Here is a 14,962-nt window from a genome sequence, read left to right as displayed (position 1 = left end):
GGAACTGCCACCAGAAAGGAAACACCCATGTCCAATGAGGACAAACTCCGTCACTACCTCAAGCAGATGACCGCCGAACTCCGGCAGACCAAGCAGCGTCTCCAAGAGGTCGAGGACGCGGCCGCCGAGCCGATCGCGATCATCGGCATGAGCTGCCGGTACCCCGGCGGGGTCAACTCCCCCGAGGATCTGTGGCAGTTGGTGGCCGAGGGCGGCGACGCCATCTCCTCGTTCCCGCCCGATCGTGGCTGGGACGTCGACGACCTCTACGACGCCGACCCCGACAGCGCCGGCAAGTCCTACACCAGCAAGGGCGGGTTCCTCCAGGACGCCAGCCGGTTCGATCCCGCGTTCTTCGAGATCTCCCCGCGTGAAGCGCTCGCCATGGATCCCCAGCAGCGGCTTCTTCTCGAAGCGAGCTGGGAGACCTTCGAGCGCGCGGGCATCGACCCCGCCGCCGTGCGCGGTAGCCGTACCGGTGTCTTCGCCGGGGTCATCTACCACGACTACGCGACTCGCCTGGTCGACCTTCCGGAAGGCGTCGAGGGGTACATCGGCACCGGTAACTCCGGCAGCGTCGCCTCCGGTCGCATCGCCTACACCCTTGGCCTCGAAGGGCCTGCCGTCACCATCGACACCGCCTGCTCCTCCTCGCTGGTAGCTCTTCATCTGGCCTGTGAATCGCTCCGGAAGGGCGAGTGCACCCTCGCGTTGGCCGGTGGCGCGACCATCATGGCCACGCCGGCGATCTTCGTGGAGTTCAGCCGTCAGCGGGGACTTGCGGCGGACGGGCGGTGCAAGGCGTTCGCGGACGCGGCGGACGGGACCGGGTGGGGGGAGGGGGTGGGGATGCTGCTCGTCGAGCGGCTGTCCGATGCGCTGCGCAATGGGCATCGGGTGTTGGCCGTGGTGCGGGGTACTGCCGTCAACCAGGACGGGGCGAGTAGTGGGCTCACCGCGCCCAATGGGCCCGCCCAGCAGCGGGTCATCCGTCAGGCGTTGCTGAACGCGCAGCTCACCGCTGATCAGGTTGACGTCGTCGAGGCGCACGGGACGGGTACTCGGCTCGGGGATCCGATCGAGGCGCAGGCGATTCTTGCGACCTACGGGCAGGATCGGCCTGCTGATCGGCCGTTGCTGCTCGGGGCGGTCAAGTCCAACATCGGGCATACGCAGGCTGCTGCCGGTGTGGCGGGTGTCATCAAGATGGTGCATGCGATGCGGCATGGGGTGGTGCCGAAGACGCTGCATGTGGATCAGCCGTCGCGGCAGGTTGACTGGGCGGCGGGGGCGGTGTCCTTGCTGACGGAGGCCACGGAATGGCCGGAGACCGGTGAGCCTCGGCGGGCGGGAGTCTCGTCGTTCGGGGTGAGTGGGACCAACGCGCACGCGATTCTTGAGCAGGCGCCGCCGGTTGAGGAGGTTCCCGCGGTTGAGCCGGTGGGGGCCGTGCCGTGGGTGTTGTCGGCCAAGACTGAGGTTGCGTTGCGGGCTCAGGCGGAGAGGTTGGTGGCGTTCCTCGACGCGACGCCTGGTGTGAGTGCGGTTGATGTGGGGTTTTCGCTGACGGCCGGTCGTGGTGTTTTTGAGCATCGGGCGGCGGTGGTGGGGGGTGATGTGGTTAGCCGTCGTGCGGGTTTGGTGGCGCTTGCGGAGGGGACGTCGGCTCCTGGTCTGGTGCAGGGGGTTGTGGGCGGTCGCAAGGTCGTCTTCGTGTTCCCTGGGCAGGGGGCGCAGTGGGTGGGGATGGCGGTGGAGCTGCTGGGTTCGTCGCCGGTGTTCGCCGAGTCGATGCGGGCTTGTGCGGAGGCGCTTGAGCCGCATGTGGAGTGGTCTCTGCTGGATGTGCTGGGTGACGCCGCCGCGTTGGAGCGGGTCGACGTCGTGCAGCCCGTGTTGTTCTCCGTGATGGTGTCGCTGGCCGCGCTGTGGCGCTCGTACGGTGTCGAGCCTGCTGCGGTCATCGGGCACTCGCAGGGTGAGATCGCGGCTGCGGCCGTGGCGGGTGCGCTCTCGCTGGAAGATGCGGCGCGGGTGGTGGCGTTGCGGAGCAAGGCGTTGCTGGCTCTGTCCGGGCGGGGCGGGATGGTGTCCGTTTCGCTGCCGGTGGATGCCGTGGAGGAACGGCTGGCGCGTTGGGGCGGTCGTGTCTCGATCGCCGCCGTGAACGGCCCGGGTTCGATCGTCGTCTCCGGTGACGTCGACGCGCTCGACGAACTGCTGGCCCAGGCCGAGGCGGACGGGTTCCGTGCGCGGCGTATCCCGGTGGACTACGCCTCGCACTCCGCCCATGTCGAGGAGATCGAGGGCGAGTTGGCGAAGGTCCTGTCCGGCATCACCCCCCGTCCCTCGCAGGTCCCCTTCTACTCCACCGTCACCGTCGAGCAGATCGACACCAGCGTGATGGACGCCGACTACTGGTACCGCAACCTCCGCCAGACCGTCCGCTTCGAGGAGACCGTCCGCCTCCTGGCCGACCAGGGACACCGTCTCTTCGTCGAGTCCAGCGCCCACCCGGTCCTGGCCATGGCCGTTCAGGAGACCTCCGAGGAGATCACCGCGATCGGTTCCCTCCGTCGTGACGAGGGCGGCCTCGACCGCTTCCTGTTGTCCCTCGCCGAGGCCCACGTCCACGGCGCCGACGTCGACTGGTCGGCCGTCTTCCCCGGCGGCCGTCTCACCGACCTCCCCACCTACCCCTTCCAACGCCAGCGCTACTGGCTGGAGGCGGCTGCTCCGGAGGCCGGGGCCTCAGTGGACCCGGTGGACGCGCAGTTCTGGGACGCCGTCGAGCGGGAGAACCTGGAGGCGCTGGCCGACGCGCTCGACGTGGACGGTGATGCCCCGCTGAGCGAGGTGCTGCCCGCCATGTCGGCGTGGCGTCGGAGCCGTCGGGACCAGTCCACCGTGGACTCCTGGCGCTACCACCCGAGTTGGCAGCCGCTGACCGACCCGCTGAAGCAGCGGCTGGACGGCACCTGGCTGCTGGTCGTACCGGCCATGGGCGAACTCGTGACCGCCGTGGACGAACTCGTGGCCGCCGTGGCGGACGCCCTGACCGGGCACGGCGCGACGGTCGTGCCGCTGACGCTGGACGAGGGGGCCGACCGCACGGCGCTGGCCGAGCGGCTGCGGACGATCACTCAAGCGGGCCAAGCGGGCCAGGCGGGAACGCCGACCGCAGCGCTCGCCGGAGTGCTGGCGCTGTCCCCCGAGCGCCCGGACCAGGTCCTCGCCCTGGTTCAGGCGCTCGGCGACGCCGACATCGAGGCGCCCCTGTGGTGTGCCACCCGGGGCGCGGTCTCCACCGGTGCCGCCGACCGGCTGACCAGCCCCGAGCAGGCCGCGATATGGGGGCTCGGCCGGGTGGCCGCCCTCGAACACCCCGGGCGTTGGGGTGGTCTGGTCGATCTGCCCGACGTGCTCGACGAGCGCGCGCTCGGTCGGCTGGCCGGGGTGCTGGCCGGTGCCGGGGACGAGGATCAGCTCGCCGTCCGTGGGTCCGGCGTGTTCGTGCGCCGTCTGGTGCGCGCGCGTGCCGAGGCGGCCGGGGGCGGCGGGACCTGGAAGCCGCGCGGTACGACCGTCGTCACCGGTGGCACCGGGGCGTTGGGCGGGCACGTCGCGCGCTGGCTGGCCGGTGCCGGTGCCGAGCACCTGGTGCTGCTGAGCCGCCGTGGCCGTGACGCCGAGGGCGCGGCGGAGCTGGAGGCCGAGCTGATCGGGCTCGGCGCCCGGGTCACCGTCGAGAGCTGTGACGTCACCGACAAGGCGGCGCTCGCCGAAGTGCTGCGGGTCGCCGACGAGGTCGCGCCGGTGCGTGCCGTGGTGCACGCGGCCGGTGTGCTGGACGCGGGGCTTCTCGAAGCGCTCACCCCCGAGCGGCTGGACGCCGTCCTGCGGCCCAAGGCCCAGGCCGCGCTCCACCTCGACGAGCTGACCGCCGACCGCGAACTCGACGCCTTCGTGCTCTTCTCCTCCTTCGCCGCCACGCTCGGTGCGGCGGGGCAGGGCAACTACGCCGCCGCCAACGCGGTCCTCGAAGCGCTCGCCCAGCGTCGCCGCGCCGCCGGACTGCCGGCCACCGCGATCGCCTGGGGGCCCTGGGCGGACGGCGGCATGGCCGACGACGCCGCCGTCGGCGCCCGTCTGCGGCGTGGCGGGCTTCCGGTGCTCAAGCCCGCCATGGCGATCGCCGCCCTGCGCCAGGCCCTGGACCACGACGAGACGCTGCTCGCCGTCGCCGACGTCGACTGGGCGAAGTTCGCGCCCGGCTTCACCGCCGCCCGCACCAGCCCGCTCATCGGTGACCTTCCCGAGGTCCGCGCCCTGCGCGAGGCGCCGGCGGAGACCGGCACCGGTGATTCGGCCCTGCACGCCCGGCTGTCCGGCATGTCCGAGGCCGAACGGCGCCGCGCCGTGCTGTCGCTGGTGCGCGGCCATGTCGCCGCCGTGCTCGGGCACGGACCCGACGAACAGGTCGAGGCCGACCGCGCCTTCCGCGAGCTGGGCTTCGACTCGCTCACCGCGGTCGACCTGCGCAACCGGCTCGCGTCCGCGACCGGACTCAAGCTCCCGACGACGCTCGTCTTCGACTACCCGAGCCCGTCGGTCCTCGCCGACTTCCTGCTCGCCGAGGTCTCCGAGACCGCCGCCACGCCGTCGGCCGCGCTGCCCGCCACCACATCCGTCGACGACGAACCCATCGTCATCGTCGGCATGGCCTGCCGCTTCCCCGGCGGTGTCTCCTCCCCGGAGGACCTGTGGCGGCTCGTCGCCGACGGCGGCGACGCGATCTCCCCGGTGCCGACCGACCGGGGCTGGGACATCGACGGCCTCTTCGGCGACGACGGCGAGGCGGGCACCTCCTACACCCGCGAGGGCGGGTTCCTCTACGACGTGGCCGAGTTCGACCCGACGTTCTTCGGGATCTCGCCGCGCGAGGCGCTGTCCATGGACCCGCAGCACCGGCTCCTCCTCGAAGCCTCCTGGGAGGCGTTCGAGCGCGCGGGCATCGACCCGTCCACCCTGCGCGGCAGCCGCACCGGCGTCTTCGCCGGCGCCAACGGCCAGGACTACGCGGCCCTGCTCATGTCCACCCCCGACGCCGCCGACGGCTACCTCCTCACCGGCAACGCGGGCAGTGTCGTCTCCGGCCGCATCTCCTACACCTTCGGCCTCGAAGGCCCCGCCGTGACCGTCGACACCGCGTGCTCCTCGTCGCTGGTCGCGCTGCACCTCGCGGCGCAGTCGCTGCGACAGGGCGAGTCCACGCTCGCGCTGGCCGGCGGCGTGACGGTCATGTCGACGCCCAGCATGTTCGTCGAGTTCAGCCGCCAGCGCGGCCTCGCCGCCGACGGCCGCTGCAAGTCCTTCTCCGCCGCCGCCGACGGCACCAGCTGGGCCGAGGGCGTCGGCGTCCTCGTGGTGGAACGCCTCTCCGACGCCCGCCGCAACGGCCACCCCGTGCTCGCGGTGGTGCGCGGCAGCGCGGTCAACCAGGACGGCGCCTCCAACGGTCTCACCGCCCCCAACGGCCCCTCCCAGCAGCGGGTCATCCGCCAGGCCCTGAGCAGCGCCCGCCTCTCCGCCGACCAGGTCGACGTCGTCGAGGCCCACGGCACCGGCACGGTCCTCGGCGACCCCATCGAGGCCCAGGCCCTGCTCGCCACCTACGGCCAGGACCGGCCCGCCGAACGGCCCCTGCTGCTCGGGGCGTTGAAGTCCAACATCGGCCACACCCAGGCCGCCGCCGGTGTCGCGGGCGTCATCAAGATGGTCCAGGCGATGCGCCACGGCCTGGTTCCCCAGACCCTGCACGTGGACCGGCCCACGCCTGAAGTCGACTGGTCGTCGGGCGGGGTCTCCCTCGTCACCGAGGCGACCCCCTGGCCGGTCACCGAGGAACCCCGCCGGGCCGGGGTCTCGTCGTTCGGCATCAGCGGTACCAACGCGCACGTCATCATCGAGCAGGCACCGGTTGAGGAGCCGGTCCCTTCCGCCGAGCCGGTGGGCGTGGTGCCGTGGGTCCTGTCGGGCAAGTCCGAGGCGGCGCTGCGCGCGCAGGCCGCCCGGCTCTCGTCGTTCGTCGACTCCACGCCCGAGCTGAACCCCGTCGACGTCGCGTTCTCCCTGGCCGCCGGCCGCGCCGCACTGGGCCACCGCGCCGTGGTGCTGGCCGGTGACGCGGCGGGATTCCGCGAGGGCCTTGGAGCGCTGGCCTCGGGCACGTCGGCGTCCGGCGTGGTGCGGGACACCGTCTCCGAGGGGCGGTTGGCGTTCCTCTTCAGCGGCCAGGGGTCGCAGCGGGTGGGGATGGGGCGTGAGCTGTACGGCTCCCACCCCGTCTTCGCGGACGCGTTCGACGCGGTGTGCGCCCGCTTCGACTCCGAACTCGGGCGTCCGCTGAAGGACGTGGTGTTCGGGGAGGGTGAGCTTCTGGGGCAGACCGCCTACACCCAGCCGGCGTTGTTCGCGGTCGAGGTGGCGTTGTTCCGGCTGGTGGAGTCGTGGGGGCTCACGCCTGACTTCGTGGCCGGGCATTCGATCGGCGAGCTGGCGGCTGCGCACGTGGCGGGGGTGTTGTCCCTGGCGGATGCGTGTGCGCTGGTGGCTGCCCGTGGCCGCCTGATGCAGGAACTGCCGGGCGGCGGGGCGATGGTGGCGGTCCAGGCGTCCGAGGACGAGGTGGCGCCGCTGCTGGTCGACGGCGTGAGTATCGCGGCGGTCAACGGGCCGTCGTCGGTGGTGGTCGCGGGCGACGAGGCCCAAGTGCTGGAGCTGGTAGCCAGCTTCGAGGGGCGTAAGACCAAGCGGCTCACCGTCAGCCACGCCTTCCACTCCTCGCACATGGACGGCATGCTCGACGCCTTCCGCGAGGTCGCGGCCGGGCTCACCTACGAGGCCCCCCGCATCCCGATCGTGTCCACCCTCACCGGCACCGAAGTGACACCGGACGCCGAGTACTGGGTCCGCCACGTCCGCGAGGCCGTCCGGTTCCTGGACGGCGTCCGGGCACTGGAGGCGAAGGGCGTCACGACGTTCGTCGAACTCGGCCCCGATGGCGCACTGAGCGCGTTGGCCCAGGAGTGCTGGACCGGCGAGGGTCTGGCGGCTGTGCCGGTGTTGCGTAAGGACCGTGACGAGGCTCAGTCCCTGCTGACCGCCCTGGCCACCGCCCACACGCGAGGCGCGTCCGTCGACTGGACCGCGCTCTTCGAAGGCCGCGCCCGTCGCGTGGACCTCCCCACCTACGCCTTCCAGCGCGAGCGCTACTGGCCCGAGGTCCCGGCGATGCCCGACGAGGTGCGTGTCGACTCGGCGGACGACGGGTTCTGGGCCGCCGTGGAGCAGGAGAGCCTGGCCGAGGCGCTGGCCGTCGATCCGGAGACTCCGCTCAGCGAGGCGTTGCCCGCGATGTCCGCGTGGCGCAGGAGCCGGCGGGAGAAGTCGACCGTGGACTCCTGGCGGTACGAGGTCACCTGGCAGCCGGTGGACGCGGCGGCGTCCGCGCCGCTCGCCGGTCGCTGGCTGGTGGTGCTCCCGACCGGCGCCGCCTGGGCGGAGGAGGTCGCCGACGCGCTCACCGCGCGTGGCGTCGACGCCGTCCGTGTGGAGCTCACCGGGGTCGACGGCGACCGGGCGCGGCTCGCGGAGCGGTTGCGGGCGGCGGTGGGGGACGGCGTTCCGGCCGGGGTGCTGTCGCTGCTGGCGGCGACCGGGACGGTGCGGCCCAGCCTGACGCTGGTCCAGGCGCTCGGTGACAACGAGTGGGAGGCGCCGCTGTGGTGCCTGACCCGGGGTGCCGTCGCGGTCGGTGCCTCGGAGCGGCCGGAAGCGCCGGAGCAGGCGCAGGTGTGGGGGCTCGGCCGGGTGGCCGCGTTGGAGCATCCGCAGCGTTGGGGTGGTCTGGTGGATCTGCCCGGGGCTCTGGACGGGCGGGCGGTGGACCGGCTGGTCGCCGTGCTGGCCGGGACCGGTGAGGATCAGTTGGCGATCCGGCCGTCCGGGGTGTTCGCGCGCCGGTTGCGGCGTGCCGTCTCGGGGTCGGCGGGGGAGTGGCGGCCGAGCGGGACTGTGCTGGTCACCGGTGGGACCGGTGCGCTGGGGGCGCAGGTCGCGCACTGGCTGGCCGGGAACGGGGCCGAGCACCTGGTGCTGACCAGCCGTCAGGGCCGGGAGGCGCCCGGTGCGGCCGGTCTGGTCGAGGAGTTGACCGGGCTCGGTGTCGAGGTCACCGTCGCGGCCTGTGACGTGGCGGATCCGGCGGCGCTGGACGCGCTCCTCGCCGGGCTGGCCGGTCCGCCGTTGACCGCGGTCGTGCACGCGGCGGGGGTGCTGGAGCCGGGGCTGCTGGACACGCTCACCGCCGAGCAGACGGCCCGGGTGCTGCGGCCCAAGGTGGACGCGACCCGCAACCTGCACGAGCGGACCCGTGACCTCGGGCTGTCCGCGTTCGTGCTGTTCTCGTCGTTCGCCGGCGCGATCGGCGCGGCCGGGCAGGGCAACTACGCCGCCGCGAACGCCTACTTGGACGCCCTGGCCGAGCAGCGCCGGGCCGACGGGCTGGCGGCCACGTCCATCGCCTGGGGGCCCTGGGCCGAGGCGGGCATGGCGGCGGACGGCGCGCACGAGGAGCGGTTGCGCCGGGGCGGTCTTCCTCCGATGGCTCCGCACCTGGCGCTGGCCGCGCTGCGGGAGGCGGCGGGCCGGAGCGCTGCGGCGGTCGTCGTCGCGGACGTCGACTGGGCCGCGTTCGGTCCGGCGTTCACCGCGCTGCGGCCGAGCCCGCTGCTCGACGCCGTGCTGCCGGTCCGGCCGGTGGCCGACGCCGGGCCGGTCGCGGACGGGGTGTCGGCGGCCGAGCGTCTGGCGCGGCTGCCCGAGGCCGAACGGGGCGCGTTCCTCACGGAGTTGGTGCGGGGCGAGGTGGCCTCGGTGCTCGGCTATCCGTCGGCCGACCGGGTCCAGCCGGAGCAGGCGTTCCTGGAGCTGGGCTTCGACTCGCTCACCGCGGTCGAACTCCGCAACCGGATCGGCGCCGCCACCGGCCTGACCCTCCCCGCGACCCTCACCTTCGACCATCCCACCATCGGCGCGCTGGCCGGTTTCCTGGACGCCGAGCTGGCCGGCTCCGGCGCCGGGGCTCCGGCGCCGGAAGCCGCCGGGTCCGGGTTCCTGGGGTCGCTGTACCGGCAGGCGGTGCGGCAGGGCACGCTCTCCGACTTCGTCACGCTGCTCGCCGACGCGGCCCGGTTCCGGCCGAGGTTCGACGCGACGACGGAGCTCCGTCCCCCGGCGCTGGTGCGGCTGGCCGAGGGGCCCGCCGCGCCGGAGCTGATCTGCTGCAGCGGCACCGCCGCCATCGCCGGGCCGCACGAGTTCGCCCGCCTCGCCTCGGCGATGCGCGGGGTGCGGGACGTCTCGGCGCTCCCGCTGCCCGGCTACCTCAGGGACGAGCCGCTGCCCGCCGAACTGGAGGACGCGCTGCGCGTGCAGGCCGAGGCCGTGCGCGCGCACACGGCGGGACGTCCGTTCGTGCTGTTCGGGCACTCCGGCGGGGCGACCATGGCGAACGCGCTCGCCTGCCACCTGGAGGAGACCGGCACCGCCCCGGCCGCCGTCGTCCTGGCGGACATCTACTCGACGGACGACCTGGAACTCCTCACGGAGTGGCAGCAGGACCTGGCGAGGTGGACGTTCGAGCGGGAGTCGATGTACGTGCCGATGGACGACTTCCGGCTCACCGCGATGGGCGCCTACGACCAATTCCTCGCCACCGGGAAGCGGCTCCCGGCAAAGGCGCCGACGCTGCTTGTCCGAGCCACCGAACCGATGGCCGAATGGTCCGGGGAGCGCGACTGGCGGTCGACCTGGGATTTCGCTCACACGACAGTAGATGTGCCCGGAAACCACTTCACCATGATGGCGGAATACGCTAGCGTGACTGCCGAGTCGATAAACCATTGGTTGACGGGGGTTCTGTGATGCCCCGTCCCTTTCTGACCATTTGTTCAGCATCATTCGAAATTTCTGCGGACAGCCTCGCCGAGTCCTTTGCGAGCATGTCCGGGACCGGCCCGCCCAAGCCGCTGGGGCGGCTGGTCCACAGTGAAACGGGGGAGCGGTGATGGCGAATTTCGACGAGCTCACAGATCTCTGGGTGCGGGAGTTCCATCCCGCGTCGCCCGGTGCTGTCACGCTCTCCTGCTTCCCGCACGCGGGCGGTTCGGCGAGCTCCTACTTCTCCTTCTCCCAGCGGCTGACGCCGGATCTCGCGGTGCGGGCGGTGCAGTACCCGGGGCGGCAGGACCGGCGCAAGGAGCCTTGCGCGACCGACCTGTTGACGCTCGCGCGCCAGGTCTTCGAGGTGCTGCGCCCCGTCGCGGGCGCCCGCCCCGCCCTGTTCGGGCACAGCATGGGAGCGGTCGTCGCCTTCGAGGTCGCCCGGCTGCTGGAGCGGGAGGCCGGTGTCACACCCGCCCACCTCTTCGTCTCCGGCCGGCGCGCGCCGTCGATCCAGCGACAGGAGACGGTGCACCTGCGCGACGACGCCGGACTCATCGAGGAAATGCGGCACCTTTCCGGCACGGACAGTCAGGTCCTGGCCGACGAGGAGATCCTGCGCATGGCGCTGCCCGCTATCCGCGGCGATTACCGGGCGATCGAGACCTACGAGTACCGGCCGGGTCCACCGCTGTCCTGCCCGATCACCTCGTTCATCGGGGACGCGGATCCCAGAGTGACGGTCGAGGACGCCCGCGCCTGGCACGAGCACACCTCCGGTGAATTCGATATGAAGATTTTCACCGGCGGTCATTTCTACTTGAACACACACCGCGAAGCGATATGTGACCAGATTTCCGGGAAGCTGCTCACCGCGGATTCCCGGCGACCGGGGGCGTAATGAAAGATCTGACGGACAGCGAACTCGGCGGCATGATGCAGCTGGTCCGCGGGACCCAGTGGTACGTCGGCATGTTCGGCGACCCCTACGCGCTGCTGCTGCGCGCCCAGACGGACGACCCGCACCCGCACTACGAACTCGCCCGCGAACAGGGGGCGCTCCACCAGAACCCGCTGGGCAGCTGGGTCTGCGCCGGCTACGAACCGGCCGCCCGCATCCTGGCCGACCCCCGCTTCGACACCCGCACAGCCGACGGCGGCACCCCGCCGCAGCACGTGCTGGCCCTGGACGACACCTTCCTCGGCCTGGACCGCGCTGCGCACGACAGGATCCGCGAGGCGCCCGAGGCGGCCGAACGCCACCGGGAGATCGCCGAACGCGTGGGCGCCGACCTCCTCGACACCCTCGGCACCCGCTTCGACCTCGCCGCCGACTTCGCGACCCCGTTCGCCACCGGCGTCCTCGCCGACCTCCTCGCCGTCCCGCCCGCCGACCGGCCGGACTTCGCCGCCCACTGCGCCGCCCTCGGCAACGCGCTCGACGCCGAGGTCTGCCCGCAACAACTCGCCCCGGCCCGCGCCCTGATCACCGCGGCAGGCCGGCTGCGCGAACAACTCGCCGCCCTGACGCGGGACGAGGACGCGCTCACCGCCGCGATGCTGGCAGCCGTCATCGGCGTCCAGGCCACGTCGAGCCTGGTGAGCAACGCGGTCCTCGCCCTGCTGGCCGACCCCGCGCTCCTCGACGAGGTCCGCGCCGACCCCGGCCTGCTGCCCCAGGCGATCGACGAGACCCTGCGCCACGACCCGCCGGTCCACCTGTGCCCCCTGGTCGCCCGCGAGGACGTCGAGATCGACGGGCACCTCATCACGGCGGACAGCCAGGTCGTCGTCCTGCTGGCCGCCGCCAACCGGGACCCCAAGGTCTTCGCCGACCCCGACCGCTTCGACCCGCACCGCGTCGGCCCCGCCGCCCTGCGGGGCACCGCGCACCACGAACTCGTCGCCCCGCCGGCCAAGGCGCAGGCCGAAGCCGCGCTTCGCCTGCTCCTCGACCGGCTGCCCCGGCTCCGGCAGGACGGGCCGATCGTGCGACGCAGGAGGGCACCGGTCAGCCGCGCCATCGCGCGGTTCCCGGTGACCGCCTGACCGCCGCCCGAGCGACCCCGGGGGACACCGCCCCTCGCGGCCCCCACCCGTCCGAACGCCTAAGGAGACAACCGGTGCGCGTGCTGTTCACCTCGTTCGCACACAACACGCACTTCTACACGCTGGCCCCGCTGGCCTGGGCGTTCCGCGCCGCCGGCCACGAAGTCCGGGTCGCCAGCCAGCCCTCGCTGACCGACACGATCACGCAGGCCGGACTGCCCGCGGTGCCGGTCGGCGTGGACCACGCCGTCCAGGACTTCGAGCAGCGCCAGAGCAACCGCAACAGCGAACACCCGGAGATCAACTTCGCCGAGGACCGGCCGGAGATCGTGACCTGGGACTACGCGCTCGGCCTGCAGTCGATGATGACCCCGCTGATGTACGCCAAGGTCAACGACACCATGGTCGACGACCTCGTGGAGTTCGCCCGCCAGTGGCAGCCCGACCTGGTGGTCTGGGAGCCCTTCACCTACGCGGGAGCCGTCGCCGCCCGGGTGACCGGCGCGGCCCACGCCCGCCTGCTGTGGGGACCGGACGTACAGCTCCGGGCCAGGCGACTGTTCCTCCAGCGCCAGGCCGAGCAGCCGCCCGAGCACCGCGACGACCCGCTCGCCGAGTGGCTGACCTGGACGCTGGACCGCTACGGCGTCCCCTTCGACGAAGAGGTGATCACCGGCCAGTGGACCATCGACTCCACCCCGGCGAGCACCCGGCTCCAGCTCGACCAGCACGTCGTCCCGATGCGCTACGTCCCCTACAACGGCACCTCCGTCGTCCCGGACTGGCTGCGCGAGCCGCCCATGCGCCCCCGCGTGTGCCTGACGCTCGGCGTGAGCGCCCGCGAAGTGCTCGGCGGTGACGCCGTCTCCATCGGCGATCTGATCGAGGCCACCGCCGACCTGGACATCGAACTCGTGGCCACCCTCGACGCCTCGCAGCGCGAGGAACTGGGACCGGTACCGGACAACACCCGCATCGTCGACTTCGTCCCGATGCACGTCCTGCTGCCGACCTGCTCCGCGATCATCTACCACGGCGGCGCGGGCACCTGGTCGACCGCGATGCTCGCCGGCGTCCCGCACATCATGCTCGCCGAGCAGTACGACACCGTGCTGAAGGCCGAGCGGATCGAGGAACTGGGCGCCGGAGTCTTCATCCGCCCCAACACGCTGACCCCGCAAGGACTGCGCGACGCGCTCACGCGGGTCCTGGAGGAACCCTCCTTCAAGGCCGCCGCCGAACGCCTCCGCCAGGAAGTACTCGCGGAGCCGTCCCCCGGCGAACTCGTGACCGCGCTGGAACAGCTGACCGCCGAGCACCGCACCCGCCGGGAGGTGCCCGTTGGCTGAGCACACCACACCAAGCACCGACGAGAGGCATCTGAAGCCATGAGCAGCGCGGTGGAACTGCAATCCGAGCCGAACGTCATCGAGCTGTGCACCCTGCCGGGCGCCGACCCCGCGGCGGCGATCGCGGCGCTGCGGCCCCTGGTCGGCGAAGCGGCCGGGGCCGGCGAAGCCGACGCCGAACGGCTCGCGGCACACCTGGTCTCGCTGGCCCGCACCTACAGCACCGAACCCTTCACCCCCCTGGAAGCGGCCCGGCACGGGCTCGGCGTCGAGCGCCCGGAGTTCCGCAGGCTCCTCGACGCGTTCGGGCGCATCCCGCAACTGCGCACGGCGGTGGAGCGGGGCCCGGCCGGCAAGTACTGGACCAACACCGTCCTGCCCGTCGAGCGCACCGGTGCGCTCGACGCCGCGCTGAACGGAAAACCGGCGTTCCCCAACAGCGTGGGCCTCTACCCCGGGCCGACCTGCATGTTCCGCTGCCACTTCTGCGTCCGGGTGACCGGCGCGAAGTACGAGGCGTCCTCGGTGGCCGGCGGCAACGAGATGTTCGCCTCGATCATCGACGAGGTCCCCCTCGACAACCCCCAGCTGATGTACCTGTCCGGCGGCCTCGAACCGCTGACCAACCCGGGCCTCGGCGAACTGATCACCCGCGCGGCCCGGCGCGGACTGAAACTCACCCTCTACACCAACTCGTTCGCGCTCACCGAGCAGACCCTGGCCCGCCAGCCCGGCATCTGGGACGTCCACGCGATCCGCACCTCGCTGTACGGCCTCAACGACGAGGAGTACCAGGCGACCACGACCAAGCGGGCCGCCTTCAGCCGGGTCAAGAAGAACCTGCTGCGGTTCCAGGAACTGCGCCAGGAACGACCGGACGCGCCCCGCCTCGGCTTCAGCTACATCATCCTGCCCGGCCGCGCCCACCGGCTCCTCGACCTCGTCGACCACATCGCCGAGCTGAACGCCGCCGCCCCCGACCGGCCGCTGGAGTTCCTGACACTGCGCGAGGACTACAGCGGACGCCCCGACGGCAAACTCCCGGCGGCGGAACGCGCCCAGATGCAGGAGGCGCTGGCCGCCTTCGACGAGAAGGTCCGCGCCCTCACCCCGACGCTGTACGTCGACTACGGCTACGCGCTGGAGAGCCAGCGGATGGGCGTCGACGCGGAGCTGCTGCGGATCCGCCCGGAGACCATGCGCCCCACCGCGCACCCGCAGGTCGCCGTCCAGGTCGACCTGCTGGGCGACGTCTACCTCTACCGCGAGGCCGGCTTCCCCGACCTGAAGGGCGCCGACCGCTACATCGCCGGCCGGGTCACCCCCGACACCAGCCTGGCCGAGGTCGTCGAACGGTTCGTCACCGAACGCCGCGCGGTCGAGCCGATGCCCGGCGACGAGTACTTCCTGGACGGCTACGACCAGGTGATCAACGCCCGCCTCAACCAGATGACGGCGGACGTGGCCGCCGGCTGGGCGGACGTCCGCGGCTTCCTGCGCTGACCCCCACACCCCCACATCCCCCCCACACCATCCCCTCACACAAAGGTTCAGATCAT

The 14,962-nt window shown here is 72.3% G+C and carries 5 protein-coding genes; all 5 read left to right on the top strand.

Translation table 11 applies throughout. The features are described 5' to 3' along the window. Positions 1-27: 27 nt before the first annotated feature. The 5 genes from IAG44_RS15980 (at position 28) to desII (ending at position 14,906) form a co-directional block, all read left to right on the top strand. Positions 28-9,987: a type I polyketide synthase gene (locus IAG44_RS15980; protein WP_187747774.1), complete on the top strand. Its 9,960-nt coding sequence runs from the start codon at positions 28-30 to the stop codon at positions 9,985-9,987. 142 nt (positions 9,988-10,129) lie between these two features. After that, entirely contained in the window at positions 10,130-10,906 is a 777-nt protein-coding gene (locus tag IAG44_RS15975; RefSeq protein ID WP_187747773.1) for a thioesterase II family protein, read from the top strand. Beyond that, positions 10,906-12,054: a cytochrome P450 family protein gene (locus IAG44_RS15970; protein ID WP_187747772.1), complete on the top strand. Its 1,149-nt coding sequence runs from the start codon at positions 10,906-10,908 to the stop codon at positions 12,052-12,054. Before IAG44_RS15975 ends, IAG44_RS15970 begins: the two co-directional genes overlap by 1 nt. 74 nt (positions 12,055-12,128) lie before the next feature. Next, on the top strand, positions 12,129-13,403 hold the full coding sequence (locus tag IAG44_RS15965; RefSeq protein ID WP_187747771.1) for an activator-dependent family glycosyltransferase: 1,275 nt from the start codon (positions 12,129-12,131) through the stop codon (positions 13,401-13,403). Positions 13,404-13,442: 39 nt separating this feature from the next. Then, positions 13,443-14,906 (top strand): dTDP-4-amino-4,6-dideoxy-D-glucose ammonia-lyase, encoded by a 1,464-nt coding sequence (gene desII / locus IAG44_RS15960; protein WP_187747770.1) that lies wholly within the window; start codon positions 13,443-13,445, stop codon positions 14,904-14,906. Positions 14,907-14,962 lie beyond the last annotated feature (56 nt).

Origin of the sequence: Streptomyces roseirectus (assembly GCF_014489635.1) — a bacterium.
GTDB classification, from domain to species: domain Bacteria; phylum Actinomycetota; class Actinomycetes; order Streptomycetales; family Streptomycetaceae; genus Streptomyces; species Streptomyces roseirectus.
The sequence above is the reverse complement of the archived record's forward strand: the minus strand, read 5'-3'. Positions and strand labels throughout refer to the sequence as shown.